19 protein-coding genes and 1 pseudogene are annotated in these 21,266 nt (G+C 59.6%); 3 read left to right on the top strand and 17 right to left on the bottom strand.

Features of this window, described 5'->3' with window-relative positions:
- Position 1: 1 nt before the first annotated feature.
- The 6 genes from D8U69_RS01110 to D8U69_RS01085 are packed head-to-tail and all read right to left on the bottom strand — an operon-like array spanning position 2 to position 6,461.
- On the bottom strand, positions 2-1,594 hold the full coding sequence (locus tag D8U69_RS01110) for a Wzz/FepE/Etk N-terminal domain-containing protein (protein WP_056856844.1): 1,593 nt from the start codon (positions 1,592-1,594) through the stop codon (positions 2-4).
- Between the two features lie 17 nt (positions 1,595-1,611).
- Positions 1,612-2,637, bottom strand: a complete 1,026-nt coding sequence (locus tag D8U69_RS01105) for a polysaccharide biosynthesis/export family protein (protein ID WP_130906489.1) — start codon at positions 2,635-2,637, stop codon at positions 1,612-1,614.
- Between the two features lie 23 nt (positions 2,638-2,660).
- A complete protein-coding gene (locus D8U69_RS01100) occupies positions 2,661-3,308 on the bottom strand; it encodes a CpsD/CapB family tyrosine-protein kinase (protein ID WP_056856842.1) in 648 nt (215 codons plus the stop codon).
- On the bottom strand, positions 3,308-4,054 hold the full coding sequence (locus D8U69_RS01095; RefSeq protein ID WP_130905095.1) for a sugar transferase: 747 nt from the start codon (positions 4,052-4,054) through the stop codon (positions 3,308-3,310). The genes D8U69_RS01100 and D8U69_RS01095 overlap by 1 nt, the downstream gene beginning before the upstream one ends.
- Positions 4,051-5,112 (bottom strand): NAD-dependent epimerase, encoded by a 1,062-nt coding sequence (locus D8U69_RS01090; protein ID WP_056856840.1) that lies wholly within the window; start codon positions 5,110-5,112, stop codon positions 4,051-4,053. Before D8U69_RS01090 ends, D8U69_RS01095 begins: the two co-directional genes overlap by 4 nt.
- Positions 5,109-6,461: a UDP-glucose/GDP-mannose dehydrogenase family protein gene (locus D8U69_RS01085; RefSeq protein WP_056856839.1), complete on the bottom strand. Its 1,353-nt coding sequence runs from the start codon at positions 6,459-6,461 to the stop codon at positions 5,109-5,111. The genes D8U69_RS01090 and D8U69_RS01085 overlap by 4 nt, the downstream gene beginning before the upstream one ends.
- 389 nt (positions 6,462-6,850) lie before the next feature.
- Between D8U69_RS01085 and D8U69_RS01080 the strand changes: the two genes are divergently transcribed.
- Positions 6,851-8,548 carry a sulfatase-like hydrolase/transferase gene (locus D8U69_RS01080; protein WP_130906488.1) on the top strand — a complete coding sequence of 566 codons (1,698 nt, stop codon included), beginning with the start codon at positions 6,851-6,853 and terminating at the stop codon, positions 8,546-8,548.
- A gap of 116 nt (positions 8,549-8,664) precedes the next feature.
- Here the strand turns inward: D8U69_RS01080 and D8U69_RS01075 are convergent, their stop codons facing one another.
- On the bottom strand, positions 8,665-9,720 hold the full coding sequence (locus D8U69_RS01075; protein ID WP_130905092.1) for an AraC family transcriptional regulator: 1,056 nt from the start codon (positions 9,718-9,720) through the stop codon (positions 8,665-8,667).
- 71 nt (positions 9,721-9,791) lie between these two features.
- On the opposite strand from D8U69_RS01075, the gene D8U69_RS01070 reads away from it, so the two are divergent.
- Entirely contained in the window at positions 9,792-10,706 is a 915-nt protein-coding gene (locus tag D8U69_RS01070) for a LysR family transcriptional regulator (RefSeq protein ID WP_130905091.1), read from the top strand.
- A 50-nt stretch (positions 10,707-10,756) separates the two neighbouring features.
- Here the strand turns inward: D8U69_RS01070 and D8U69_RS01065 are convergent, their stop codons facing one another.
- Positions 10,757-11,683, bottom strand: a complete 927-nt coding sequence (locus D8U69_RS01065) for a LysR family transcriptional regulator (protein WP_241664347.1) — start codon at positions 11,681-11,683, stop codon at positions 10,757-10,759.
- A 93-nt stretch (positions 11,684-11,776) separates the two neighbouring features.
- Between D8U69_RS01065 and D8U69_RS01060 the strand changes: the two genes are divergently transcribed.
- On the top strand, positions 11,777-12,616 hold the full coding sequence (locus tag D8U69_RS01060; RefSeq protein WP_130906487.1) for an AraC family transcriptional regulator: 840 nt from the start codon (positions 11,777-11,779) through the stop codon (positions 12,614-12,616).
- A 77-nt stretch (positions 12,617-12,693) separates the two neighbouring features.
- On the opposite strand, the gene D8U69_RS01055 is transcribed toward D8U69_RS01060, so the two are convergent.
- The 9 genes and pseudogenes from D8U69_RS01055 to D8U69_RS01015 all read right to left on the bottom strand — a co-directional run bounded on the left by D8U69_RS01055 (position 12,694) and on the right by D8U69_RS01015 (position 21,260).
- Positions 12,694-13,602 carry a ChaN family lipoprotein gene (locus tag D8U69_RS01055; RefSeq protein WP_130906486.1) on the bottom strand — a complete coding sequence of 303 codons (909 nt, stop codon included), beginning with the start codon at positions 13,600-13,602 and terminating at the stop codon, positions 12,694-12,696.
- Between the two features lie 41 nt (positions 13,603-13,643).
- The gene (locus D8U69_RS01050; RefSeq protein ID WP_056856832.1) at positions 13,644-14,411 is read right to left on the bottom strand and encodes a heme ABC transporter ATP-binding protein; all 768 of its coding nucleotides are present in this window, start codon (positions 14,409-14,411) and stop codon (positions 13,644-13,646) included.
- Complete coding sequence (locus D8U69_RS01045) at positions 14,411-15,394, bottom strand: iron ABC transporter permease (protein ID WP_177434488.1); 984 nt, start codon at positions 15,392-15,394, stop codon at positions 14,411-14,413. The genes D8U69_RS01050 and D8U69_RS01045 overlap by 1 nt, the downstream gene beginning before the upstream one ends.
- Before the next feature lie 329 nt (positions 15,395-15,723).
- Positions 15,724-17,166: a catalase gene (locus D8U69_RS01040; protein ID WP_130906484.1), complete on the bottom strand. Its 1,443-nt coding sequence runs from the start codon at positions 17,164-17,166 to the stop codon at positions 15,724-15,726.
- A gap of 183 nt (positions 17,167-17,349) precedes the next feature.
- Positions 17,350-17,730 carry a response regulator gene (locus D8U69_RS01035; RefSeq protein ID WP_056856920.1) on the bottom strand — a complete coding sequence of 127 codons (381 nt, stop codon included), beginning with the start codon at positions 17,728-17,730 and terminating at the stop codon, positions 17,350-17,352.
- A 132-nt stretch (positions 17,731-17,862) separates the two neighbouring features.
- Positions 17,863-18,393: a hypothetical protein gene (locus D8U69_RS01030; RefSeq protein WP_056856829.1), complete on the bottom strand. Its 531-nt coding sequence runs from the start codon at positions 18,391-18,393 to the stop codon at positions 17,863-17,865.
- Positions 18,394-18,552: 159 nt separating this feature from the next.
- Positions 18,553-19,254, bottom strand: a pseudogene (locus D8U69_RS01025) (AraC family transcriptional regulator); the annotation flags it as partial.
- A gap of 21 nt (positions 19,255-19,275) precedes the next feature.
- On the bottom strand, positions 19,276-20,730 hold the full coding sequence (locus D8U69_RS01020; RefSeq protein ID WP_056856918.1) for an ATP-binding protein: 1,455 nt from the start codon (positions 20,728-20,730) through the stop codon (positions 19,276-19,278).
- A gap of 269 nt (positions 20,731-20,999) precedes the next feature.
- Positions 21,000-21,260, bottom strand: coding sequence for a hypothetical protein (locus D8U69_RS01015; protein WP_056856828.1), 261 nt, complete (start codon positions 21,258-21,260; stop codon positions 21,000-21,002).
- Positions 21,261-21,266 lie beyond the last annotated feature (6 nt).

Raw genomic sequence — 21,266 nt, 5'->3', positions numbered from 1 at the left:
TTCAATTGCGCACCCAATGGACGAAGCTCGGTACGCTCCAGTTTCTGTGCGGATTGCCTGGCTCCACGTTCTGATCGTTGATCACCAGCAGTACCGGCAGGCCCAGTTCGTGGGTGATCTGCGCTGGATGCTTGAAGCGATGATCGAAGAACTCACGTACGTAGACGAAGGCAATCGCCAGCAACAGCCCGGTGAACAAGCCGAACGGAATGATCAGCAGCGGCTTGGGGAACGCCGCCTCGGTCGGTTCGAACGGTGGGCTGAGCACTCGGGCGTTGGACAGGTCGTTGTCCAGCGAACGAGCAGTGCTGCTCTCGGCAAAGCGCTGGGCGTAGGTGGAGAAGGCCGCGTGCAGAGCGTCGATCTCGGTGTCCTTCTGCCGCAACTTGCTCTGGGTTTCCTGCAACTGGCGGATGCGGTTCTTGAACTCGGCAATGCGTGCGGTTTTCTGGTCGATCACCGAGCTGACAATTGCCAGGTCGTTGGTACGTTCCTGAATCCGGTTGCTCACCACCTTGAGGAACTGCTGGCGGGTGCGGGCGATTTGCTCGCGGGTCAGCAGCATCGGTTCACTGCCGGGCTGGAAGATCGCCAGGTCGTTCATGTAGCGGCTGACCTGGCTGGTCAGCGCCTCACCCATCTGCTTGATCTCGCGATCCTCGAACGCCACGTTGTCCACGGTGGTGGTGAAGGTGTAGGGGAAGGTGTAGTCGTTGAGCTTGGAGTCCTTGGCGGCGGCCAGGCTGGTTTTCAGGTAGTCGAGCCAGCGTTGGCTTTGCAGCAGGCGATCGCGGTACAGGTTGAGCGCTTGCTCTTCGGTGTTGATGGCGTTGAGGCGGAAGGTGATCTCTTCCTTGGGATCGGACGAGCCGACCGCACCGAGCAAGGTCTGCCGCTCGTCTTCCAAACCGTTGAGGCGCACCTGGTATTGGGTCTTCTTGGTTTCGTAGAAGCTCTGTGGCAGGTCGATCGATTGCAAGGCCTGACGGCTCACCAGGTAGTTTTGCAGCAGCGTCGCGACAAACTTGGTGCCCTGGGTCGGGTCAGGAAAGCTGTAGATGATCGAGATCACGTTGGAGCCCGGCAGGGTTTCGATCTTCAGACTATCGATAGCCTCTTGGGTCAGGGAATCGAGCGCGGTGTCGCGCACCGGATCGGTTTCCATGCCCAGCGCCGACTTCAGCGGGTTGACCACGTTTTCACGCAGCGGCGTGCTGACATATTTCTTGAACGGTTGCGCCAACAGTTTATTGAGCATGCCCGGAGGCGGGGTGTATTCACCCTTGTCGCGCAACTCGCTGATGGTCTGACGGATCAGGGCCGGCGAGCGCAGGATATTGCTCTCGGTTTCCATGTCGGCCAGTGACGGTGGGATGAATTGCGCGTTTTCCTGGGTCAGCGACGTAGTGGCGTCACCCTGGGAAAGTTTTTTCGACTGCACGATCACCTGGGCGGTGATATCGAAGCTCTGTTTGAGCAACAGCGGCAGTACCAGTGCGATCACTGCAAAGACCAGGAATACGCGCTTCACCAGTTGTTTGTTGGCGAAGAAGATCCTGAAGAACTCGTGCAGGTAGTTTTCCTTTGGATTCATGTCGATTCACCTGAGAGTTAGTTGCTGTCACTGTCTTTGTTGTCGACGCGGTAGCCGAAGCTGAAGCCCACACCCTGGAACAGCACCACGTCCGCCAGTTGCCGTGCGAGCTCACCGGCGCTCGCCAGTTTGGTCTTGGGCACATAGAGCATGTCGTCCGGTTGCAGGTAGGCGATCTGTGAGGCATCGCCGGACAGGGCTTTTTCCACGTCGTAACGGCGGGCCTGGACCTGATTGCCGTTGCGACGCATGATCACCACCGAATCGAGGCGCGCCTTGACGTTCGAACCACGGGCCAGGGTCAGGGCTTCAAGCACCGAGACCGGACGGCGGATCGGGTAGGAACCTGGCTGGCCGACTTCACCGAGCACATAGATTTCGTTACCTGCGGTGGACTTGAGCAGCACGTCGACCGTCATCCGGCCCGGCAGTTGTGCGTACCTCTTATTGAGGAAGTCTTCCAGTTGGTTGACGGTCATGCCTTGCAGTGGCACCGCGCCAATTTCCGGGAAACTCGCATAACCGTCGGTACCCACGGTGATCTCGCGGCTCATGCCGGTGGCCGGGTGGTTCAGCGCGCTCTTGAGGTTCGACTCGTTGCTCAGCGGGCTGATGACCTGCACGGTCAGTTGGTTGCGGTTGGGCTGGAACAGTTGTTTACGCTGATAGGCACGCTGGATTTCCTGGCGTGCTTCTTCGGACGAAAGCCCGGCGATTTTCACCGAGGTGTTGGCGCCCGGCAGTTCGATGGTGCCATCGGGCAGCACCAGTTGATTGCCGTTGAGCTGACTGGCAGCGGTGAAGTTAAGACCGATCTGGTCACCGGACTGAATGCGGTAGGCATCCGAGCCGCTGGTGCTGATGTGGAAGATCACGTCCAGCACGTCCTGTGGGCGCAAGGTCTGTTCGATCTTGGGCATGTCGGTGGCCTGGGCGTTGGCCGGTGAGGCGGTAAGAATATTGACCGGCATGTTCTGGGTTTCGGAAGTGCTGGTGCAACCTGCAAGCGGCAGCAACAGCAGGACAAGCATCTTGGCGTTCATGGCGTCATCCTTTTTGCGAGGGCTTACAGGTTTTTGTACAGCCACTTGGGCATGTAGTACTTGCGTCGGTTGAACACACTGCCGACCAGTTTCGCCCCGGCCTGGGTCAGGCGTTGAACCGCCGCCTGCGCCACTTCCCAGCGTGTATCTTCCGAGCGCACGACCATGATCACGCCGTCCACCTGGGTACTGATGACCAGCGTGTCGGCGGCCGAATACACCGCGTCACCGTCGATCACCACGAAGCGGTACTGACTGCCGAGCTGATCGAGCAACGGGCTCAGGCGCTCCGGTGTCAGGTGTTCACTGCCCCGGGCGAAGCGCCCGAACGGCAGCACGTGGAAGGGCAGGCTCGACACGTTGACCACACAGTCCTGCAACAGCGGCGGACTTTGCTCGTTGAAGAGCAGGTCGCGAAAGCCGCGCTCCTTGCTCAGCCCCAGTTGTTGGGTAAGGTTGGTCGCGGACTGGCTGGCGTCGACCAGCAGCACTTGGCCGCTGCTCATTTGCGCCAGTTGGCTGGCCAGCGCCAGGGCACTGGTGGTGGTGCCCGCACCGGGGTTGGCCGCGGTCAGGAGCAGGATGCGCAGATCCTGATCCAACACGGCCGACGTCAGGTTGGACTCGCTGGGGTTGGCGATGCTGAGGCTTTTAGCAGTTGAACCGTCCATTAGCTTGCTCCGTGGCCGCTGAATACTTTGAAGGGGGTTTTCAACAGAATCTTCAGATCAAGCAGCAGGCTCTGCTCGGCGATATAGCTGAGGTCCAACTCAACGCGCTGGTCGAAGTCGATATTGCTGCGCCCGGAGATCTGCCACAGACCGGTCATGCCGGGGTAGATGCTCAGGCGCGCGAGATGATTGTCCTTGTAGCGATAGGCGTTGAACGAGGTTGGCCGTGGGCCTACCAGGCGCATGTCGCCGGTCACCACATTGATCAGGTTTGGCAGTTCGTCGAGGCTGGTACGGCGCAGGAAACCACCGATGCCGGTGATCCGCGGGTCCTTGTCGATCTTGAAGTCGATGGCGTCGGCACCGTGTTTGTTCAGGTGGCGCAGCGACTCTTTGAGCTCCTCGGCATTGGCGACCATGGTGCGAAATTTGTACATGCCAAACAGACGGCCGCGGTAACCGGTGCGTTTTTGCACGAACATCACCGGCCCGGGGCTGGTGAGCTTGATGGCGAGCGCCAACACCAACAGCATTGGCGAGATCAGCACCAGGATCACCAACGCGCCGAAACAGGCGAACACCCGGTTGGTACGCGACAACGTCCATGGCCGACCACCGTCACGCCCCGTCACCCAACCTCGACCCTGCATGTGAATAGCCGCGTCGAGGCGCATCCGGTGTTCGGGGTCAAGGCGCTTGTCACGGCGCATCTGTTGGAGCGGTACTCCTTGTTCATGTCCAGTCATTGAGCATTCCTCCGCTGGAATTCAGCCGCGAGCGGCGCAGGGGCAACAGGCAGTGGGTAGTAGTCGCGAAACCAGGCGATGAAACGCCCGAGTCCCTCATCCAGCTCGATACGGGGCTGGAAACCGGTGGCGCGGGCCAGGTCGCTGGCGTCGGCGCAGGTGTTGAGAACATCGCCGGGCTGCAGTGGCAGCAACTCGACCAGGGCTTTTTGCCCCAGGTGTTTTTCCAGCAATGCCAGGTAGTCCTTGAGCTCCACCGGGTGCTGGCCGCCGATGTTGTAGATCCGCCATGGCGCCATGCTGCTGGCCGGGTCCGGTTGTTCGCGGTCCCAGGCGGCGTTGGCTTGCGGTGCGCGGTCGATCAGCCGGGCGATGCTTTCGATGATGTCGTCGATGTAGGTGAAATCGCGCTGATGCTCGCCGTAGTTGAACAGCTTCAGAGGTTGCCCTTGGGCAATCGCCTGGGCGAACTGAATCGGCGACATGTCCGGCCGACCCCAGGGACCGTACACGGTGAAGAAGCGCAGGCCGGTGCAGGGAATGCCGAACAGATGGCTGTAACTGTGGGCCATCAGTTCGTTGGCTTTCTTGGTCGCGGCGTACAGCGACAGTGGGTGATTGACGCCGTCCTGCACCGAATACGGCGTGTGCTGGTTGGCGCCGTACACCGAGCTGGATGAGGCGTAGATCAAATGCTTGACCGGGTGCCGGCGGCAGCTTTCGAGAATATTGAGGAAACCGTTCAGATTGCTGTCGAGGTAGGCCCGCGGATTTTCCAGCGAGTAGCGCACGCCGGCCTGGGCCGCGAGGTGAATCACCACCTCGGGTTGTTCCTCGGCGAACAATGACTCGATGGCCGCGACATCGGCCAGGTCAACCGTAGAGAGCTGGAAAGGGCCGACCTGCTCCTGCACCCATTGCACGCGGTCGTGCTTGAGTTGCGGGTCGTAATAATCGTTGAAGTTATCGAGCCCGGATACCTGATGCCCGTCGCGCAATAGCCGCAACACACAATGGGCACCAATGAAGCCGGCGGCTCCGGTCACGAGAATTTTCATGGGCGCGGCGCCTCGGGTACGACGTGACGCAGGCCGATACCGCTGTAGTGCAGGCCGGCCGCCGCGACGTGTTCGGGGTTATACAGATTGCGTCCGTCGATGATCACCCGCGAACGCAGCTTGCTCGCCAACAGGTCGAAGTCGACCACACGGAAATTTTTCCACTCGGTGCAGATCACCAGCGCATCGGCATCTTCCAGAGTGTCGTCGCGGGTAGCACACAGGTGCAGGTCGTTGCGATAGCCATAAATGCGCCGGCATTCGGACATGGCTTCCGGATCATAGGCCTGCACGCTGGCGCCTTCGGCCCACAAGGCTTCCATCAAATAGCGGCTCGGTGCTTCGCGCATGTCATCGGTATTGGGTTTGAACGCCAGGCCCCAGATCGCGATGGACTTGCCGGCCAGCCCCTGCGGGAACTGCGCCTTGAGTTTGCCGAACAGAATGTGCCGCTGGCTGTCATTGACGTCGGTGACGCTGCGCAACAGTCGCAGCGGCATGCCATTGTGTTCGGCGGTATGCAGCAGGGCGCGCAAATCCTTGGGGAAGCACGAACCGCCGAAGCCGCAACCGGGATAAATGAAGTGGTAGCCGATGCGTGGGTCCGAACCGATACCCTTGCGCACCGCTTCGATGTCGGCGCCGAGCAATTCGGTGAGGTTGGCCAGTTCGTTCATGAAACTGATGCGGGTGGCGAGCATTGCGTTGGCCGCGTACTTGGTCAGTTCGGCACTGCGGTTGTCCATGAACATCAGCTTTTCACGATTGCGGCAGAAGGGCGCGTACAGCTCGCTCATCTGATTGCGGGCCTCGTCATCGTCGGTGCCGACGATAATCCGGTCCGGACGCATGCAGTCGGCCAACGCACTGCCTTCCTTGAGAAACTCGGGGTTGGAAACCACCCGCACCGTCAGCGCGCCCTTGTCCCTGCGTTGCAGTTCAGTGCGGGCAGTGGCAGCGACCTGGTCAGCGGTGCCGACCGGCACCGTGGACTTGATGATCAGGGTGCGGTCAGCTTCCATGTGGTTGGCAATCTGCCGGGCCACGTTCAGCACATGGCTGAGGTCGGCGGAACCGTCTTCATCGGCGGGCGTGCCGACGGCGATGAAGATCAGCTCGGCGTGCTCGACCGCGTCGCTGGCCTGGGTGGAGAACAGCAACCGGCCGGCCTTGATGTTTTCTTCCAGCGTTCCGGAAAGTCCCGGTTCACTGATCGGCGGTACGGCTTGTTGAAGTTGCTTGATCTTATTGGGATCAATGTCGACACATAAGACGCGATGTCCGACATCGGCCAGTGCCGCTGCTTGTATCAGGCCAACATAGCCCGTACCAAATACGCTCACGTCCATATTGGCGTGCCTCGTAAGACGGTGGAAAGATCAGAAATGAGACTGTCAAAAGGGGTATAGCCCAGCCTTGGAAAAGCGTGTCAGCAAAATGACATGTTAAAAGAGTAAGACATCCCCAGTTTTGGGGGGCCAATTGCCATCAAAGGCTTGTGGCAGTTGGGTTTACCGCGAATTTGAGCGACGGAAACTAATTCAAGGAAAGCGATAAACGGTCGTAAGGCTTGAATTACAAGGCTTGTAGGCACTTGAGTGTGTCAGATTTGAGACGATTTTTTTTTGACGCTTTCATCTCTTTTACGTCATTTCTTGCGCTTTGATGGCCCGGTGCTAGTGTCAAAAAATGGCCGACTACTTATTGACCTTCGGCGTGAATGCAGACCGGAAAGACAATGATTCGATATCTCAAAGAACTACTCATAGCTGTCTATTTGATCACCCATTACGACTATTACTTTGGGCGTATCAGTGCGATCGGAATCAGTTATCCATTAGTTCTGTTCGCGGGAATGTTCGTTGTATTGACAGTTGCACTGTTCATGTCGGCTTATATTCGACAAACAATTATTCGATATTTGTTCGCTCTCGGCCTCTTTGCCTCGGCGCTATTCTTTGATGTGTATACGCAGGTCACTGCGGATTACCTGACATACAGCAGCTTTGTCTCGATGGTGTATTCCGGTGGTTTTATCCAGGAAGCGCTCATCCAGTACCGCGATGCGATCATCAGTGGTGTGCTGGGTGGTTTGCCGCTGCTGCTCGGTATCGGTTTGAAGCCACGTCGGCGCTGGCCTGTTCCCGGGACGGTGTTGGTGGCGGCACCGTTGATGGGGGTGCTGCTGCTCAGCGCGGTGCTGTTCGTGCGCGCGGGCGAGGGCGCACGGGGTCTGCCACAGATGTACACGCCACTGGCTTACTTGAACCTGTTTGCCTATGAATCCCTGCACAACACCGTTGGCCCGCGCGAACCGGTGAGCCTGGCGCGCGTCGATCAAGCGGTGAACCACGACATTGTGCTGATCATCGACGAGAGCATTTCCGGCAATTACCTGGACATCAACGCGCCGTTTGGCGTGCACAGCAACCTCAAGCAGCCGCGACCCGGGGTCGACATCTTCAACTACGGCTACGCAGCCGCGATCGCCAACTGCAGCGCCGACACCAACATCACCTTGCGTTATGGCGGAACCCGCGCCGATTACATACGCATCAACAGCACGCTGCCGTCGATTTGGCAGTACGCGAAAATCGCTGGTTTGCGTACGGTCTACATCGACGCCCAGCGCACCGGCGGCAATCTGCAGAATCTGATGAACGAAACCGAGAAAAAAGACATCGACGAATTCGTGCAATTCGACCAGACCAGTGTGCGCGAGCGCGACATGGCCGCAGCGGCGAAACTGATCGAACTGCTCAACGACGACAAGCCGCAGTTGGTGGTGATGAACAAGGTCGGCGCGCATTTTCCGGTGCACGATAAATACCCGGACGCGTACATGGCCTACCGCCCGACATTGCCTCGCGGACAGTTCACCGAAGTGGCCGACACCGGTGAACGCAATGGCTTTAACGGCCAGCCGGATGACTGGTTGCTGTATCGCAATGCTTACAAAAACACCTTGTTGTGGAACGTCGGCGAGTTTTTCTCACGGGTGTTTGCCCAGGCCAACTTGAACAACGCGCTGCTGATCTACACCTCCGATCACGGACAGGATTTGCATGAACGGGGCAATCCCGGCTTGAACACCCATTGCGGTGGCGACCCGGTGGAAGAGGAAGGGCTGGTTCCGCTGGTGGTGATCCAGGGCAGCGGTTTGAAAACCCTCGATTGGCAGGCGCAACTGGCCGCCAACAAGGATCGTTCGAGTCACTACAACATTTTCCCGACCTTGTTGCAGTTGATGGGCTACGACCTGGCGGGCGTGGAGGCGGTGTATGGCAAGCCGCTGAGCGTGGCGACCGGCGATGAGTTCACGTTCAACTATCGGTTCAATGCGCGGCTGGGGGCCAAGCCCGAGTGGAAGCATATCGATCTGAACAGCATTGTGACGCCGGAGCAGGCGGCTACCAGCTTGGCGGCGGGGCAGTAGGATTTGTAGTGTTTGGTCTGGCCTCATCGCGGGCTTGCCCATCGGGTTTAACTCAGGTGTTGTGTACACCCGATAACCCTGTGGGAGCGAGCCTGCTCGCGATGGGGCCAGTTCATTCACCCCAGAACTGACGGCTGCGCCCACTTGGCCCGATACACCCCCGGCGCACACCCGAACCAGCGCAGACAGGCACGGTTGAAACTCTGCACATCGCTGTAACCAAGTCGGTCGGAAATCTCCACCAGTTCCAGGTCCGCGCCCTGCAAATAGTCCTCGGCCCGGCAGCGGCGATACTCATCCAGCAATTCTGAAAAACTCCAGCCCAACGCCTTCAAGCGTCGTGCCGCCGTGCGCTCAAGCAAATGCCGAGCACTGCAGAACTGTTGCCAGTTGGCATTGGCGAGGTCGGCGATCAGGTGATCGCTCACTTGCTCCAGCAAGGTCGGTTCGCTGTTGCGACGGGTTTGCTCCAGCAAATCGATCAGGGTGTTTTCCAGTTCATGATTGCCAGGTGTCAGCGCCGTGACGAACAGCTCGGAATCGAGACGGATCCCATGCTGTGGTGCCCCCCAGCCTACCGGTACGCGGAACGCCTGCTCATGCAGTTCAGGGCTGTTCGTGCAGGCGCACGCCAGATCGACGCCAAGGATCGGGTCGCGTTCAAGGCCGCTGGCCAAAAATTTGCGCCGCAGCATGCTGCACAGGCTGATGAGGATGTAATCGGCGCTCGGCGCACTGATCCTGACGCTGCCACGTTCGAGCAATTGCAGCTGTACATCGTGTTCGCCGCGCACAATCCGTGCCTCGAAGTGCCCATTGAAAAACGGGAAGAAGCGCACGAAATACTGGCACGCGCTGTCCAGCGTCGCGGCCACGTCGAACAGGTACGTCAGACCATTGGTGGCGGTGGAAACAAAGCGCCGGCCTGCCGCCAGACCGATCAACGGGTCGCCGGTCTGTTCTTGCGCAAATGCCCAGAAACGCCGCGACAGGAAGAGCGGCACGCGCATGAACGGCGTGCGCAACTCGAACAGGCTGCGCCGGAACAGCGCTTCGATACGGTCGCGGGCAACCCCGCGGGCGAGCAACTCCTCGATGGCGGGCAGCAAGGTCGGGGCATAGAACGCATTGGGCAAAGGTTGCTTGCACGATGCCTGATCGCTTTTTGTCATGTAGGGCTCACGGCGTCTGGCGAAACACTGGTTAGGCTGCGCGACGTTAAGCGATTTGCCGGAGCAAGACCATGCTTGATTTACGCCAGCTCGACCTGAACCTGCTGCTCGCCTTCGATGCAATCTACCAGCAGCGCAGTGTCACCCGTGCCGCCGAAGTGATGTGCCTGTCGCAACCGGCCATGAGCAACGCATTGCGCCGCCTGCGCGAGTTATGCGGCGACCCGCTGTTCATCAAGAGTCGCCTGGGCGTGACCCCGACGCTGGTCGCCCATCGCCTGGCCGATTACGTGCGCGCTGCATTGGAATCCCTGCGCGACGGCTTGCGGATGATTCCCGCCGCACGGCAGAACAATCCGCTGTTGCGCATCAGTTGCCTGGATTGCCTGCAACCGGTTTTGCTCGATGCCTTGCTCGAATCGCCCCACGCCGACTGGCAGGTCCGCTACTTCCAGCCACGTCGACGCGATGCCTTGCAGGAACTGTCGAGCGGCAAACTGGACATCCTGATCGACCTCGACCAACCCCTGGCCGGGTTGGCCGGCTTGCATAAACAGGTATTGCCCGCCGATCGTTATGTGTTCGCTTACGGCGCCGCGTTGAAGGAGCCGCCGAGTACCTTGCAAGCCTATTTGCAGCAACCGCAGATCCAGATTTCCAGCCGCCGCGACGGGCTCAGCCCGGTGGATTTGCAACTCGGCCTGAAGGGGTTGCGCCGTACACTGGCGGTAAGCACCCAAAGCACGCTGGCGGCGAAGGTGATGGCCGACCGGCATCCGTTCGGCATGAGCCTGCCGAGCCGGGTTGCCGGTGCATTGGGGTTGCAACATGTGCCGTTGCCGTTTGAGGAGCCGGTGGAGTTGAAACTGGCGCTGTACATCGAAGCGCGCTATCGCTTCGAGCGCAGTCGTGAGGAAGCGATGCATTGCCTGCTGCGGGCTCTGGGGGAACCTCGTTCGGTGCAAGCATTGGCACGCCGGGCCTGATGCCGCGCCCCGAAATCCTGTAGGAGCGAGCCTGCTGGCTCCCACCGGGTTTACATCGAGGTCGCTGCCAGCAAACGCTCATCGACCCGCACTATCGCCTCCATCATTGCCAGCGCTGCGGGTGTCAGGGAATAGCCGACGCGACTGACGATGCCGTAATGCAGAAGCAGACCAGGGTCATCACTGGGCGCATCGACAAATTCCAGAAGCTGTATCAACCCTTGTTCGACCTGTTCGGCGAGCGCTTCCATGGTAGCGATGCCTACCGCATCGGAGCGTCTCACCACGCGGCAGATGGCATCGAATTGAGCGCATTCGACGGTCGGATTGAAGTCCGGCTCGCCCTGGGCGTCGGCGAGGATTTTGCGGATCATCGGCGGAATGCGGGTGCCCACGACGGCGTAATCGAGCAGGGCGCGCAGGGACAGGTTTTTGCGCTTGGCCAGGGGATGACCGATACGACAGAAAAAACGCCCGCGCCGCGGCCGCAACAGTTGCACGTGGTATTGCGGATCACCGGTGAAATAGCGCGCATCGGCCACCAGGAATTCGATCTGTTGCTCACGCAACCACAACGCCAGTTGTTGCCAATCGCCCTGATGGAAGCTGATGCGGATCGCCGGATGGGCCTGGATAAATTCTGCCAGGGCTTCGGGTACCAATAATTGAGCCGGATAGGGGCCGCAACCGAAACGCAACTCGCCGCCGGTCAGGCCGTTGTACTGGGTGAGTTCGTTGTGCAGGGCCTGACTGCCGGCGAGCAAGCGGCGAGCATGTTGCAGCACCAATTCGCCTTGACCGGTCAGACGGAATTCGCGACTGCTGCGTTCCACCAACAGGCAATCGAGGTCCCGTTCGAGGGTCTGGATGCTGCGACTGAAGGCCGGCTGGCTAAGGTTGATCGCCTCGGCTGCGCGGCCAAAGCTGCGGTAGTCGGCCAGTGCAACCAGATGGCGAAGCTGGCGTAGATCCATCATGCGTCTCCTGCATTGCGTAGATACTTTTAATGCATTGGATCGATATCACAGAGGCTGGCATAAGTACACGCCTGTCTTTCGTTGTAGCGTGCCATGACCAGTCAACCGTTCATTTCCAGCGCCTTCACCCGCACCATCCTCAGTCACGCCCAGCAGTCAGGGCTGTGTCGTGATCAGTTGCTCAAGCGGGCCGGTATCTGCCTTTCGTTACTGGACGGGCAAGGTTCACAGGTGCCGGCGCACCTGGTCGAGGAGTTGTGGAGTGAATGCGAGCGGCTGGGTGCAAGCGCAACATTCGGCTGTGAACTGGTCAACGGCATGGCCACCACCACCCTGCAAGGCTTGAACATTCTGCTCGATTCCGCCGCGACCCTGCGCGCCAGTCTGCTGTGCTTCACCGAGTTTCTGCCCCGAGTGACCAATTATGTTCAGGCGCAACTTGAGCAAGTCGATGGGCAGGCCCATCTGCACTTGCGCAGCGTTTACCGGCTACCACATTTTTTTGGGCTGGATGCGGCGACGTTGAGCCTGGTGCGCAACATCGCCCGACGACTGGGGCGGGCACCGGGTGAGGTTTTTTGCGCAGTGACCCTGACGTCCGAGCAGGCGGCTGGCGAGTGGTTGCGCGGTGTCGGGGTTGACGTGAAGCGCGGACCCCATCCGTGCCTGAGCCTGCCGCTGGCCAGTCTCGATGAACCATTGCTGGGGGCTAATCCGTTTTTGCATCAGAGCATGTTGCGCCACTGGCAGACTGAAGCTTCACAGCACGTTCGCGGTGACAGTCTGGAGTTGGCGCGGCATTGGCTGACGGCGGGGGACCAGCCCATCGAGCGGATTGCCGAACGGCTTGGGTATCGGCAACCGAGTAATTTCATTCGGGCGTTTCGCAAGCGGTTCGGGATTACGCCGAAGCAGTTTCGGTTGGGCCTGTGAGGGTTTCCTGGCGCACGGCCGAAAAGATCCTTCCAGGTGATGGACTAATCAAACTCTCCACAACTTTACGCGGCACGTTATCGCTGCATTGTCGATGACGTGCCGCCACGCAAGCTCGCGCAGTGATCCTGCTCCGGTTGCGCGGCGGTGTACCACACATAATCCGCGCTTTCTGCTGTCACGGCCTTGCCTGCTTCGGCCAGCACCAGCACCGCGTTACCTTTGCCGGCACCGAGGTCTTTGAGGTGCAATGGCACACCGAGATCCTTGCGCACATGAAACGCGCCGGCCAGTAACAGTGCAGGCGTCGGTGCCGTTGACAGGCGTTCTGCCATGTGACGGTCACGCTGTTGCTGTACCGCCAGCATTGCTGGCATCTGTGATTCGGGCAGAAGGCCGCAATGGGATTCCCGGATGTCCTCCAGCAAGGTCGCTTGTACCTGTTGCGTGGTGGACGCTTCGCCGCTGAGCGTCGGTCGCTGTTGGTAAATCTGCATGATCTGCTCCCGGTCGAGGTTGGCCGACAGCAGCGGGTAGGGCTGGCTTAGGGCGTAAGTCACCACGGCACCGTAAACACTCCAATCCCAATTGGCTTGCCAGGAAAGCGCCTGATAGACATTGGCCGGTGGCTGACCGGCGCGGGTATCGGCCTGCGCGGCGTCGACTTTCGCCTGTTGATCGGGGTTGAGCATTTCCATCAGCAGACTGCCTTGCGGACGCTGCGCCGCCAGTTGGCGCAGCAGCCACAGTTGCAGGGCATGGTGATCAGGATTGTCGTGTTGTTCACCGACCAGCACCCGTGGCGCAGCCGCCAGGCGTTCGACCAGCGCTTGCGGGGTGAGGGTGCGGCCGGTGGCGAGTTCACGGATCACCCGGTGGTCAGCGTGATCGCGACCTTGCGGGGCGATCGGCGCGGGTGGGGCAGTGACGGAATGGGATTGGCAGGCAGCCAGCAGACTGACCAGGCATAACAGCAGAATGCGCATCGGTTTTCCTCATCAGACATGGCCTTTCGCACGCCGGGGAATCAGCGCGCGATAATCAAAGGGTGGCCGCGTTCCGGGTGTCGGTGAATCAGCACTTGCAGCCCGTACACCGCTTCCAGCGCTTGAGCGGTCAATACTTCATCAGGTGGGCCGCAGGCGTGTGGACGACCGTCTTGCAACAGCAGCAACTGATCGCAATAACGCGCCGCCAGGTTGAGATCGTGCAGGATCACCAGCACCGCCGCACCGCGTCCGGCAAAATCGCGCACCGCTTGCAGGATGGTGTGCTGGTGCAGCGGGTCGAGCATCGAGGTCGGCTCGTCGAGTAACAGAATCTGCCCCTCGGCGCCCGGCCACAGTTGCGCGAGCACCCGTGCCAGATGCACACGTTGGCGCTCGCCACCGGACAACGCCAGATAACTGCGCCCGGCCAGGTGCAAGGCGTCGGCGGCACTCAGGGCTTCGGCGACAATTTGCGCATCGCGCACACGTCCGCTGGCATGGGGCAGACGGCCCATGCCCACCACTTCATTGACCGAGAAAGCGAAGTTCAGGCTCGAACTCTGCGGCAACACGGCCAGGCGTCTGGCCCGCTCCTGGCCCGGCCAGTCAGCGAGTTTGCGCCCGTCAAGGCTGACCGTGCCTGCGCTGATCGGCAACTCATCGCAAAGGGCGCCGAGCAGGGTGCTTTTGCCCGCGCCGTTAGGCCCCAATACGCCAAGTACTTGACCCGGACGCAAGTCGATATCGATGTCGGCCAGCACGGTGCGGCTGCCGCGTCGGACCAGCAAATTGTTTGCCCGCAGCATCAGGCACGCCCTCGCACCAGCAGGTAAAGGAAGAAGGGCGCGCCGATGAGCGCCGTGACGATACCGATCGGCAATTCGGCTGGCGCCAGCAGCAGTCGGGCGACCAGATCGGCCAACAACAGCAGGCTGGCACCGGCCAGCAACGAGGCCGGTAACAAAACCCGATGATCCGGGCCGACCAGCAGGCGCATCAGGTGCGGCACCACCAGGCCGATAAAACCGATCAGGCCTGCCGCCGCCACGGCGGCACCCACACCCAGCGCCGTGCACAGCACCAGTTCGAGTTTGATTCGCTCGACATTGAAACCCAGGTGCCGGGCTTCCGATTCGCCGAGCAACATCGCATTGAGTGCCGCCGCGCGCCGTGGCAGCCACAACGCCACGCCCACTGCCACGATCAGCAACGGCCACAAGCGCGGGTAACTGGCGCCGTTGAGGCTGCCCAGGTTCCAGAAGGTCAGGGTGCGTAGCGTGGCGTCGTCGGCCAGGTAAGTGAACAAGCCGACACCTGCACCGGCCATGGCGGTCATCGCCACCCCCGCCAACAACATGGTGGCGACGTTGGTCTGGCCATTGCTTCGGCCGAAGCGATACACCACCGCCGTGACGATCAAGCCACCGGCGAAAGCGCATATCGACAGCAGATACGGTTCGGTGGCCGGTGACAAACCACCCAGCATGCTGCCACCAACGATGGCGAAAGCCGCGCCGAGCGCCGCACCGCCAGACACTCCCACCAGGCCCGGGTCCGCCAATGGGTTGCGGAACAACCCCTGCATCGCCACGCCCGACAACGCCAGTACCGAACCGACCGCGATGCCGAGCAAGCTGCGTGGCAGGCGGATCTGCCCGAGGATCAGCTGCGCCTGTTGCGTGTCATCGCCATTCACTGGCAGGCCAAGCAGACGCAGGCCGGCAAGCAAGGTATCGCCCAACGGCAGGCTGACCGGCCCGAGGGCCAGCGACAACCAGAACACCAGCAGCAACAACAGACCCAGGGAAATCAGCATCGGCCTTGGCCGAACGATGGCCGTCATTGGGTGATTCCGGGCGGCTGGCACGGGCGCACATCGGCGCACGCCGGCATTGATTTGGAGTGCATCAGGACGCTTCCTCTGTCGATCTGACGGGGGATGATGCCATCAACGCTCCGTTTGCGTACACGCCGAAGCCCGGTCTCTGGGTCGATATCTTCAACTGTAGCGATAAACCTGCAGGAGCGAGCCTGCTCTCGATTGCCGTGTACCAGTCACCTTTAAAGTGACTGACACTCCGCAATCGCGAACAGGCTCGCTCCTGCAGGGTCTGGGCTTTACCGGTCGAGTTCGGCCAATGCTCGGGAAACCCCGGCGCCATAAAACGGATCGGCCAGGGTGCAATGGGCGATATGCCGTTGCTGCACTTCCTGAGAGACGCCACTGAGCGAGCGCGCGGTGTTGTCGAACAGCGCTTGTTTCTCCGACTCGGACATCAGACGGAACAGGTTGCCGGGCTGTTCGAAGTGATCTTCGTCCACGAGATGATCCCAATGCCCGGCAGCGCCGGAAATCTTTAGCGGCGGTTCGCGCCAGTCCGGTTGATCGGCCCATTGACCATCGCTGTTGGGTACGTACGCCAATTGACCGCCGTAGTTACCGTCCACGCGCATGGCGCCGTCGCGATGAAAGCTGTGCACCGGGCAACGGGCGGCGTTGACCGGGATCTGGTGGTGATTGACCCCCAGGCGATAACGCGCGGCATCGCCGTAGGCAAACAACCGCGCTTGCAGCATCCGGTCGGGTGAGAAGCCGATGCCGGGTACGACGTTCGACGGCGAGAACGCGGCTTGTTCGACTTCGGCGAAGACGTTTTCCGGGTTGCGGTTGAGCTCGAAGTAACCCACCTCGATCAACGGGTAGTCTTTGTGCGGCCAGACCTTGGTCAGGTCGAACGGGTTGACGCCGTGATCATGGGCCTGGTCCTCGGTCATGACCTGGATGTAGAACGTCCAGCGTGGAAAGTCGCCCGCTTCGATGCTGTCGAACAGGTCCCGGTGGTGGCTTTCGCGGTCGCGGCCGATCAGGTCCTGAGCCTGTTCGTCACTCAGGTTGTCGATGCCTTGTTGGGATTTGAAGGTGAACTTGACCCAATGCCGTTCGTTGTTGGCGTTGATCAGGCTGAACGTATGGCTGCCGAAACCATGCATGTGCCGGTAGCTGCGCGGAATGCCACGCTGGCTCATGACGATGGTCACCTGATGCAAGGCTTCGGGCAATGACGTCCAGAAATCCCAGTTGCTTTGCGCATTGCGCATGCCGGTGCGCGGATCGCGCTTGACCGCATGGTTGAGGTCCGGGAAGCGCAATGGGTCGCGAAAGAAAAACACCGGGGTGTTGTTGCCGACCAAATCCCAGTTGCCTTGGTCGGTGTAGAACTTCAGGGCAAAACCACGAATGTCGCGTTCGGCATCCGCCGCGCCGCGCTCACCGGCAACCGTCGAGAAGCGGGTAAAGATCGGCGTTTGTTTGCCCACCTGCGAAAACAGCCGGGCCTTGGTGTAGCGCGTGATGTCGTGGGTCACGGTGAAGGTGCCGTAGGCGCCGGAACCTTTGGCGTGCATACGTCGCTCGGGAATGACTTCGCGGTCGAAGTGGGCGAGTTTTTCCAACAGCCAGACGTCCTGCAGCAACGCTGGGCCGCGAGGGCCGGCGGTCTGGATATTGAAGTTGTCGACGACGGGAGCGCCGTTGATCGAGGTCAGTTTGTTTTTTGGCATGTCACGGTTCTTCACGTTGAGGTTTTAGTTGGGCAGGAAGAATCAAAGTTTTAACTAAACAGAAACTGATAATGAAAATGTTATTTGTTTCGGTGTTGCAGCGCAGCTTTGCAAACGGCAAAAAAGTGCCTGCTTGAGTCTGAGTTTGTTATACCAAGGTGTTAAGAATTATTGGCCAGGCGGTCAGCATCGAACCTGGCGCTTAAGTACCCTGTCGATACACGCCAGCAATGCATCGGTATTGAAAGGCTTGGCAAAATATCCTTCGGGTTTTCGCACGCTGGCGCTGAACTGCGGTGGCAGGCCAGGCTTTCCGGTAATGAAAAGCGTTGGGATATGGGTGTTTCGGGCCGCCAGCGTTTCGTACAGCTGTACCCCGCACATACCGGGCATCTGAATGTCGGAGATCAGGCAGTCGGTCTGCTCGGGGCCGCTGGATTCAAGAAACGCGTAGGCGCTGTTGTAGGTGTTTACCGTGTAACCGTAAGAACGCAATAAACTGTCCAGCGAGATAAGAATTAGTTCGTCATCATCAACAACTGAAATAATAGCTGAGTTGAACATGTGGAAACCTTGCGTCATTGCGAGTGGCGCTAAGTGGCGCCCGCCATACTTGCAAGATACGCGCTCAAAAAAAGCGGAATAGTATACTTGGGTATGTTTGTTGGTTAATTTTAGATAAATACAGCAGCGTTCTCAGTACGGCTGTTCCCGGGCCAGGTTGTCCTCGAGCAGCGACAGGAAACGCGCGTTGTGCCGTGCGCACTCTTCAAAGAATCGTTTGCTGGCGGTGTCCTTGTTTTCGATAGCGCTGTCGCAGCAGTCGCGCAGCAAGGCATCAAAGGCTCGCAGGCGGCGCGTACCCTGACAAATCCCGGTCAGGCAGTCGGCAAAACACTGTGATTCACGACTGTCATTCAGGCTGTAGAGCGCCGCGGTTTCAACGTATCCGCCGAGGTCGGTGATGCCGTCGGCAAGGAATTCCGCGTAATCGGCGTTGACGCGTACCAAGCGATGGAACAGCTGTTGCACCGGCAGGAAGCTGACGTTTCGTACTGTCTGCTGACCCCGTTTGAGCTGCGCAAGAATGCCCAGCGTGGTGTTGAGGGTTTGCGTCAACGCGTCGATGATCTCCACTCGCTCGCAAGTGGACAGCGACGTATGCGCACCATAGCGACTGATGCGCAGCGGATGACTGACGATGTACAGCTTTTGCAGTGCGTTCATGACAACCGTCCCCGGGTCAGCGCGTCGGCGCGATGAGTTGATTCATTCAAGGTGCCCAGCGTAAATCGATACACGCCTGACAACACTCCTACCTCAAGACAGTGGCGTAGCACATGGGGCTACAGTCGTCATACCTGGGTATGGGCGTCAGCATTGGAATTGCGATTGCAGCAATGCGCCCCAGTGCTCCTGATTGTCTGGTCGGCGGTAATACACCACCATGTGTCGCGCGACCTGCATCGCGACTTCGCGCCCCCCGTCAGCCTCCACGAGCGCCAAGGCCAGATCGATCCCGGCACTGATGCCGGCGGAGGTCCACACCGACTGTTGCTGCACGAAGATCGCTTCCTGATCCAGTTCGACCTGGGGGAACAGGCGCTCGAACCATTCGGCCATCACCCAATGGGTTGCGGCCCGTCGGCCATCGAGCAAACCGGCCTGGGCCAGCAAGAATGTGCCGCTGCACACCGACGCCGTGCGCGTGGCCGTGGCTGAAGCCTGGCGCAGCCAGTCCACCAGCGCCGTACTTTCGGCAAGGATCTGGCGAATGCTCGGGGAGCCGGGGACGATCAGGGTATCGACCGGATTATTATCAAAGTCGCTCAGCTTCCGGCTTTGCACCACCAGGCCTTCGGCCGACTGGATTTCGCCACCGGTGAGGCTGGCGGTATGCAGCGCATAGCCGGGGAGCCCGCGTTCAGTCATGGCTTTGTTGGCCACCCAGAACACTGTCTGGGCACCAGTCAGGTCCAGCAGACCCATTTGCGGGTAGGCCACGAACACGATGGTGCGCGGTTGGGCATGATCAGGATGCGGGCTTGTTTCATTGATAGACACAGCGAGTTCTCCAAAGCGCCGCATGGCGGCATGTGTGGATGAAGGTTATTCATCGTGATTCGGGGACGTCAGCGGAATCGCAAACAGAAATTGCGTGCCCACTCCCACTTCGCTGGACACCCAGATGCGCCCACCATGAAATTCAATGATCGAGCGGCAAATCGAGAGGCCCATCCCCAGGCCGGTGGGTTTGGTGGTGAAGAACGGATCGAACAGCGATGGCAGAATGTCTTCGGCAATGCCGGTGCCGGAATCGGCGATTTCAAGCAGCGCTTCGTTATCCTGGACCGACGTTTGAATCCGCAGCGTTCGTGCCCGGTCATGCACATTGGCCATGGCCTGGCAGGCATTGATGATCAGATTGATGATCACTTGCTGCAGTTGTATCCGGTCACCGTGGATGTGCGCGCCGGGGGCACCCAGCTGTGCGAGTGGACGAACCTGATGGTTGCAGATGTCATGTTGCATGAGCGTCAGTGAGTCACTGACGATTTCGTCGAACACTTCGGTCTGGCGCTGCACTTCACTCTGGCGCGACAGCGCCCGAATGCAGGTGATGACATCGGACACCCTGGCTGAATTCTGAATGATCCGGTCCAGTGAGCGGCGAGCTTCTTCGAGGTTCGGCTCGGGGCGGTTGATCCAGCGCTTGCAGGATTCACCGCTGGTGATCACCGCCGCCAGCGGTTGGTTGATTTCATGGGCAATGGACGCGGCCAATTCACCCATGGAGGTCACCCGCGTCACGTGAGCGAGTTTGGCCTGGGTGTGCAACAGCGCTTCTTCGGAGTGTCTTGACCCGGTCACATCCATCAAGGCACCGACGTACTCAATGCGCCTGCCATGCTTGAACAGTGGGTTGGCGATCATCTGCACATGCTTGATCCGGCCATCGGGCATGACCAGCCGGTGCTCCACTTCAATCAGGCTTTTCTGGCGGGCAGCCTGTTCCAGGACACTGTCGAAAATCGCCAGGTCATCAGGATGTGTGCGCTCGCGGGCCATCGCCAGCGTTGGCGTTTCGCCCAGTGGGTACTCGAAAATGCGCGAGGCTTCATCCGACCACGACACGATCACCTCGTCATCGATGGCAAAACCGACACTGCCGGTGTGACTGAGTTTTTCTGCACCCAGAAAGAACGCTTCTTTGCGACGCAACGTCTCGGTCGCGCGCTTGCTGCGCAGCGCCAGCAAGGTGATGGTGGTCAGTGCGATCAGGCAACGCACGAACCCGGCGATCATCCGGTGATCGCGGTAGCCTTCTTCGACGACGAAGGTGGCGCTCAGGATGGCCACGCAACCGAAAGCGACGGCGAGGAAAACCGGAACAGGAAAGAAGTTCGCCGACATGAACACCAGCGTGATGTAGAACAGTGTCGGCGCAACATCCAGCTCAAGGTAAGAGTTGGTAATAAAGATCATGCTGCCGACCGCAATGGCAGCCAGCCAGGCCAAGGCATCTGAAAAAAAAAGTTTCTTGCAACGTTTAATGATAGACATTTGTTCTTCCGGGTTTTTGCTATCGAACGGCAACTCGCAGGGCATCAGTGATGCCGGGCAAACTCTTAGTGAGGGGCGTTGGTGTTGTTGTGCAAAAGCACTACTGAAATGGGCTGTTCAGTTGTCCTTTGGAGCAAATGTTCATCGGGAATTGCGGTAGAGCTGACGTGATAAAAAACGCCCGCCAGAAAAACCAGTGGCGGGCGCTTGGGAAATGTCCCGGTCCAGCAAGGAGTGGGCTGGCCGGGATACGGGCGTTTAACTTCACTTCACCCGGTGAAACCCTGCAGCGTTGTCAGCGGGTTTTGTCGCAGCCGATTGAAAGACAGCAAGCGCATGACATAACCCAGCTTGATGGCTGTCGGACCGAGTATCGTCAAGGCATGGGCCATCACCAGGCCGGGCAGTGACAGATACGCGTCATAGCCGTAAGCCAGAACGGCACCGATGAGCAGCGCGAACAACCCACCGATCAGCAGTACATGGGACAGCCTCAGTACCCGATACGGATCTTCGAAAAAAGCATACATATCGAT

This window comes from Pseudomonas sp. Sample_16, assembly GCF_004307665.1.
In the GTDB taxonomy this organism is placed as follows: Bacteria; Pseudomonadota; Gammaproteobacteria; order Pseudomonadales; family Pseudomonadaceae; genus Aquipseudomonas.
Note: the sequence above shows the minus strand (reverse complement) of the source record. Positions and strands in the feature narration are given on the sequence as shown.

Excerpts from the sequence above, each read along its gene's own strand:
- D8U69_RS01055 (WP_130906486.1), bottom strand. The coding sequence starts at position 13,602 with ATGCGCATTCTGCTGTTATGCCTGGTCAGTCTGCTGGCTGCCTGCCAA.
- D8U69_RS01105 (WP_130906489.1), bottom strand. The coding sequence starts at position 2,637 with ATGAACGCCAAGATGCTTGTCCTGCTGTTGCTGCCGCTTGCAGGTTGC.
- D8U69_RS01065 (WP_241664347.1), bottom strand. The coding sequence starts at position 11,683 with ATGATGGATCTACGCCAGCTTCGCCATCTGGTTGCACTGGCCGACTAC.
- D8U69_RS01080 (WP_130906488.1), top strand. The coding sequence starts at position 6,851 with ATGATTCGATATCTCAAAGAACTACTCATAGCTGTCTATTTGATCACC.
- D8U69_RS01100 (WP_056856842.1), bottom strand. The coding sequence starts at position 3,308 with ATGGACGGTTCAACTGCTAAAAGCCTCAGCATCGCCAACCCCAGCGAG.
- D8U69_RS01085 (WP_056856839.1), bottom strand. The coding sequence starts at position 6,461 with ATGGACGTGAGCGTATTTGGTACGGGCTATGTTGGCCTGATACAAGCA.
- D8U69_RS01070 (WP_130905091.1), top strand. The coding sequence starts at position 9,792 with ATGCTTGATTTACGCCAGCTCGACCTGAACCTGCTGCTCGCCTTCGAT.
- D8U69_RS01050 (WP_056856832.1), bottom strand. The coding sequence starts at position 14,411 with ATGCTGCGGGCAAACAATTTGCTGGTCCGACGCGGCAGCCGCACCGTG.
- D8U69_RS01110 (WP_056856844.1), bottom strand. The coding sequence starts at position 1,594 with ATGAATCCAAAGGAAAACTACCTGCACGAGTTCTTCAGGATCTTCTTC.
- D8U69_RS01035 (WP_056856920.1), bottom strand. The coding sequence starts at position 17,730 with ATGTTCAACTCAGCTATTATTTCAGTTGTTGATGATGACGAACTAATT.
- D8U69_RS01075 (WP_130905092.1), bottom strand. The coding sequence starts at position 9,720 with ATGACAAAAAGCGATCAGGCATCGTGCAAGCAACCTTTGCCCAATGCG.
- D8U69_RS01095 (WP_130905095.1), bottom strand. The coding sequence starts at position 4,054 with ATGACTGGACATGAACAAGGAGTACCGCTCCAACAGATGCGCCGTGAC.
- D8U69_RS01060 (WP_130906487.1), top strand. The coding sequence starts at position 11,777 with ATGACCAGTCAACCGTTCATTTCCAGCGCCTTCACCCGCACCATCCTC.
- D8U69_RS01020 (WP_056856918.1), bottom strand. The coding sequence starts at position 20,730 with ATGTCTATCATTAAACGTTGCAAGAAACTTTTTTTTTCAGATGCCTTG.
- D8U69_RS01030 (WP_056856829.1), bottom strand. The coding sequence starts at position 18,393 with ATGAACGCACTGCAAAAGCTGTACATCGTCAGTCATCCGCTGCGCATC.
- D8U69_RS01040 (WP_130906484.1), bottom strand. The coding sequence starts at position 17,166 with ATGCCAAAAAACAAACTGACCTCGATCAACGGCGCTCCCGTCGTCGAC.
- D8U69_RS01090 (WP_056856840.1), bottom strand. The coding sequence starts at position 5,112 with ATGAAAATTCTCGTGACCGGAGCCGCCGGCTTCATTGGTGCCCATTGT.
- D8U69_RS01015 (WP_056856828.1), bottom strand. The coding sequence starts at position 21,260 with ATGTATGCTTTTTTCGAAGATCCGTATCGGGTACTGAGGCTGTCCCAT.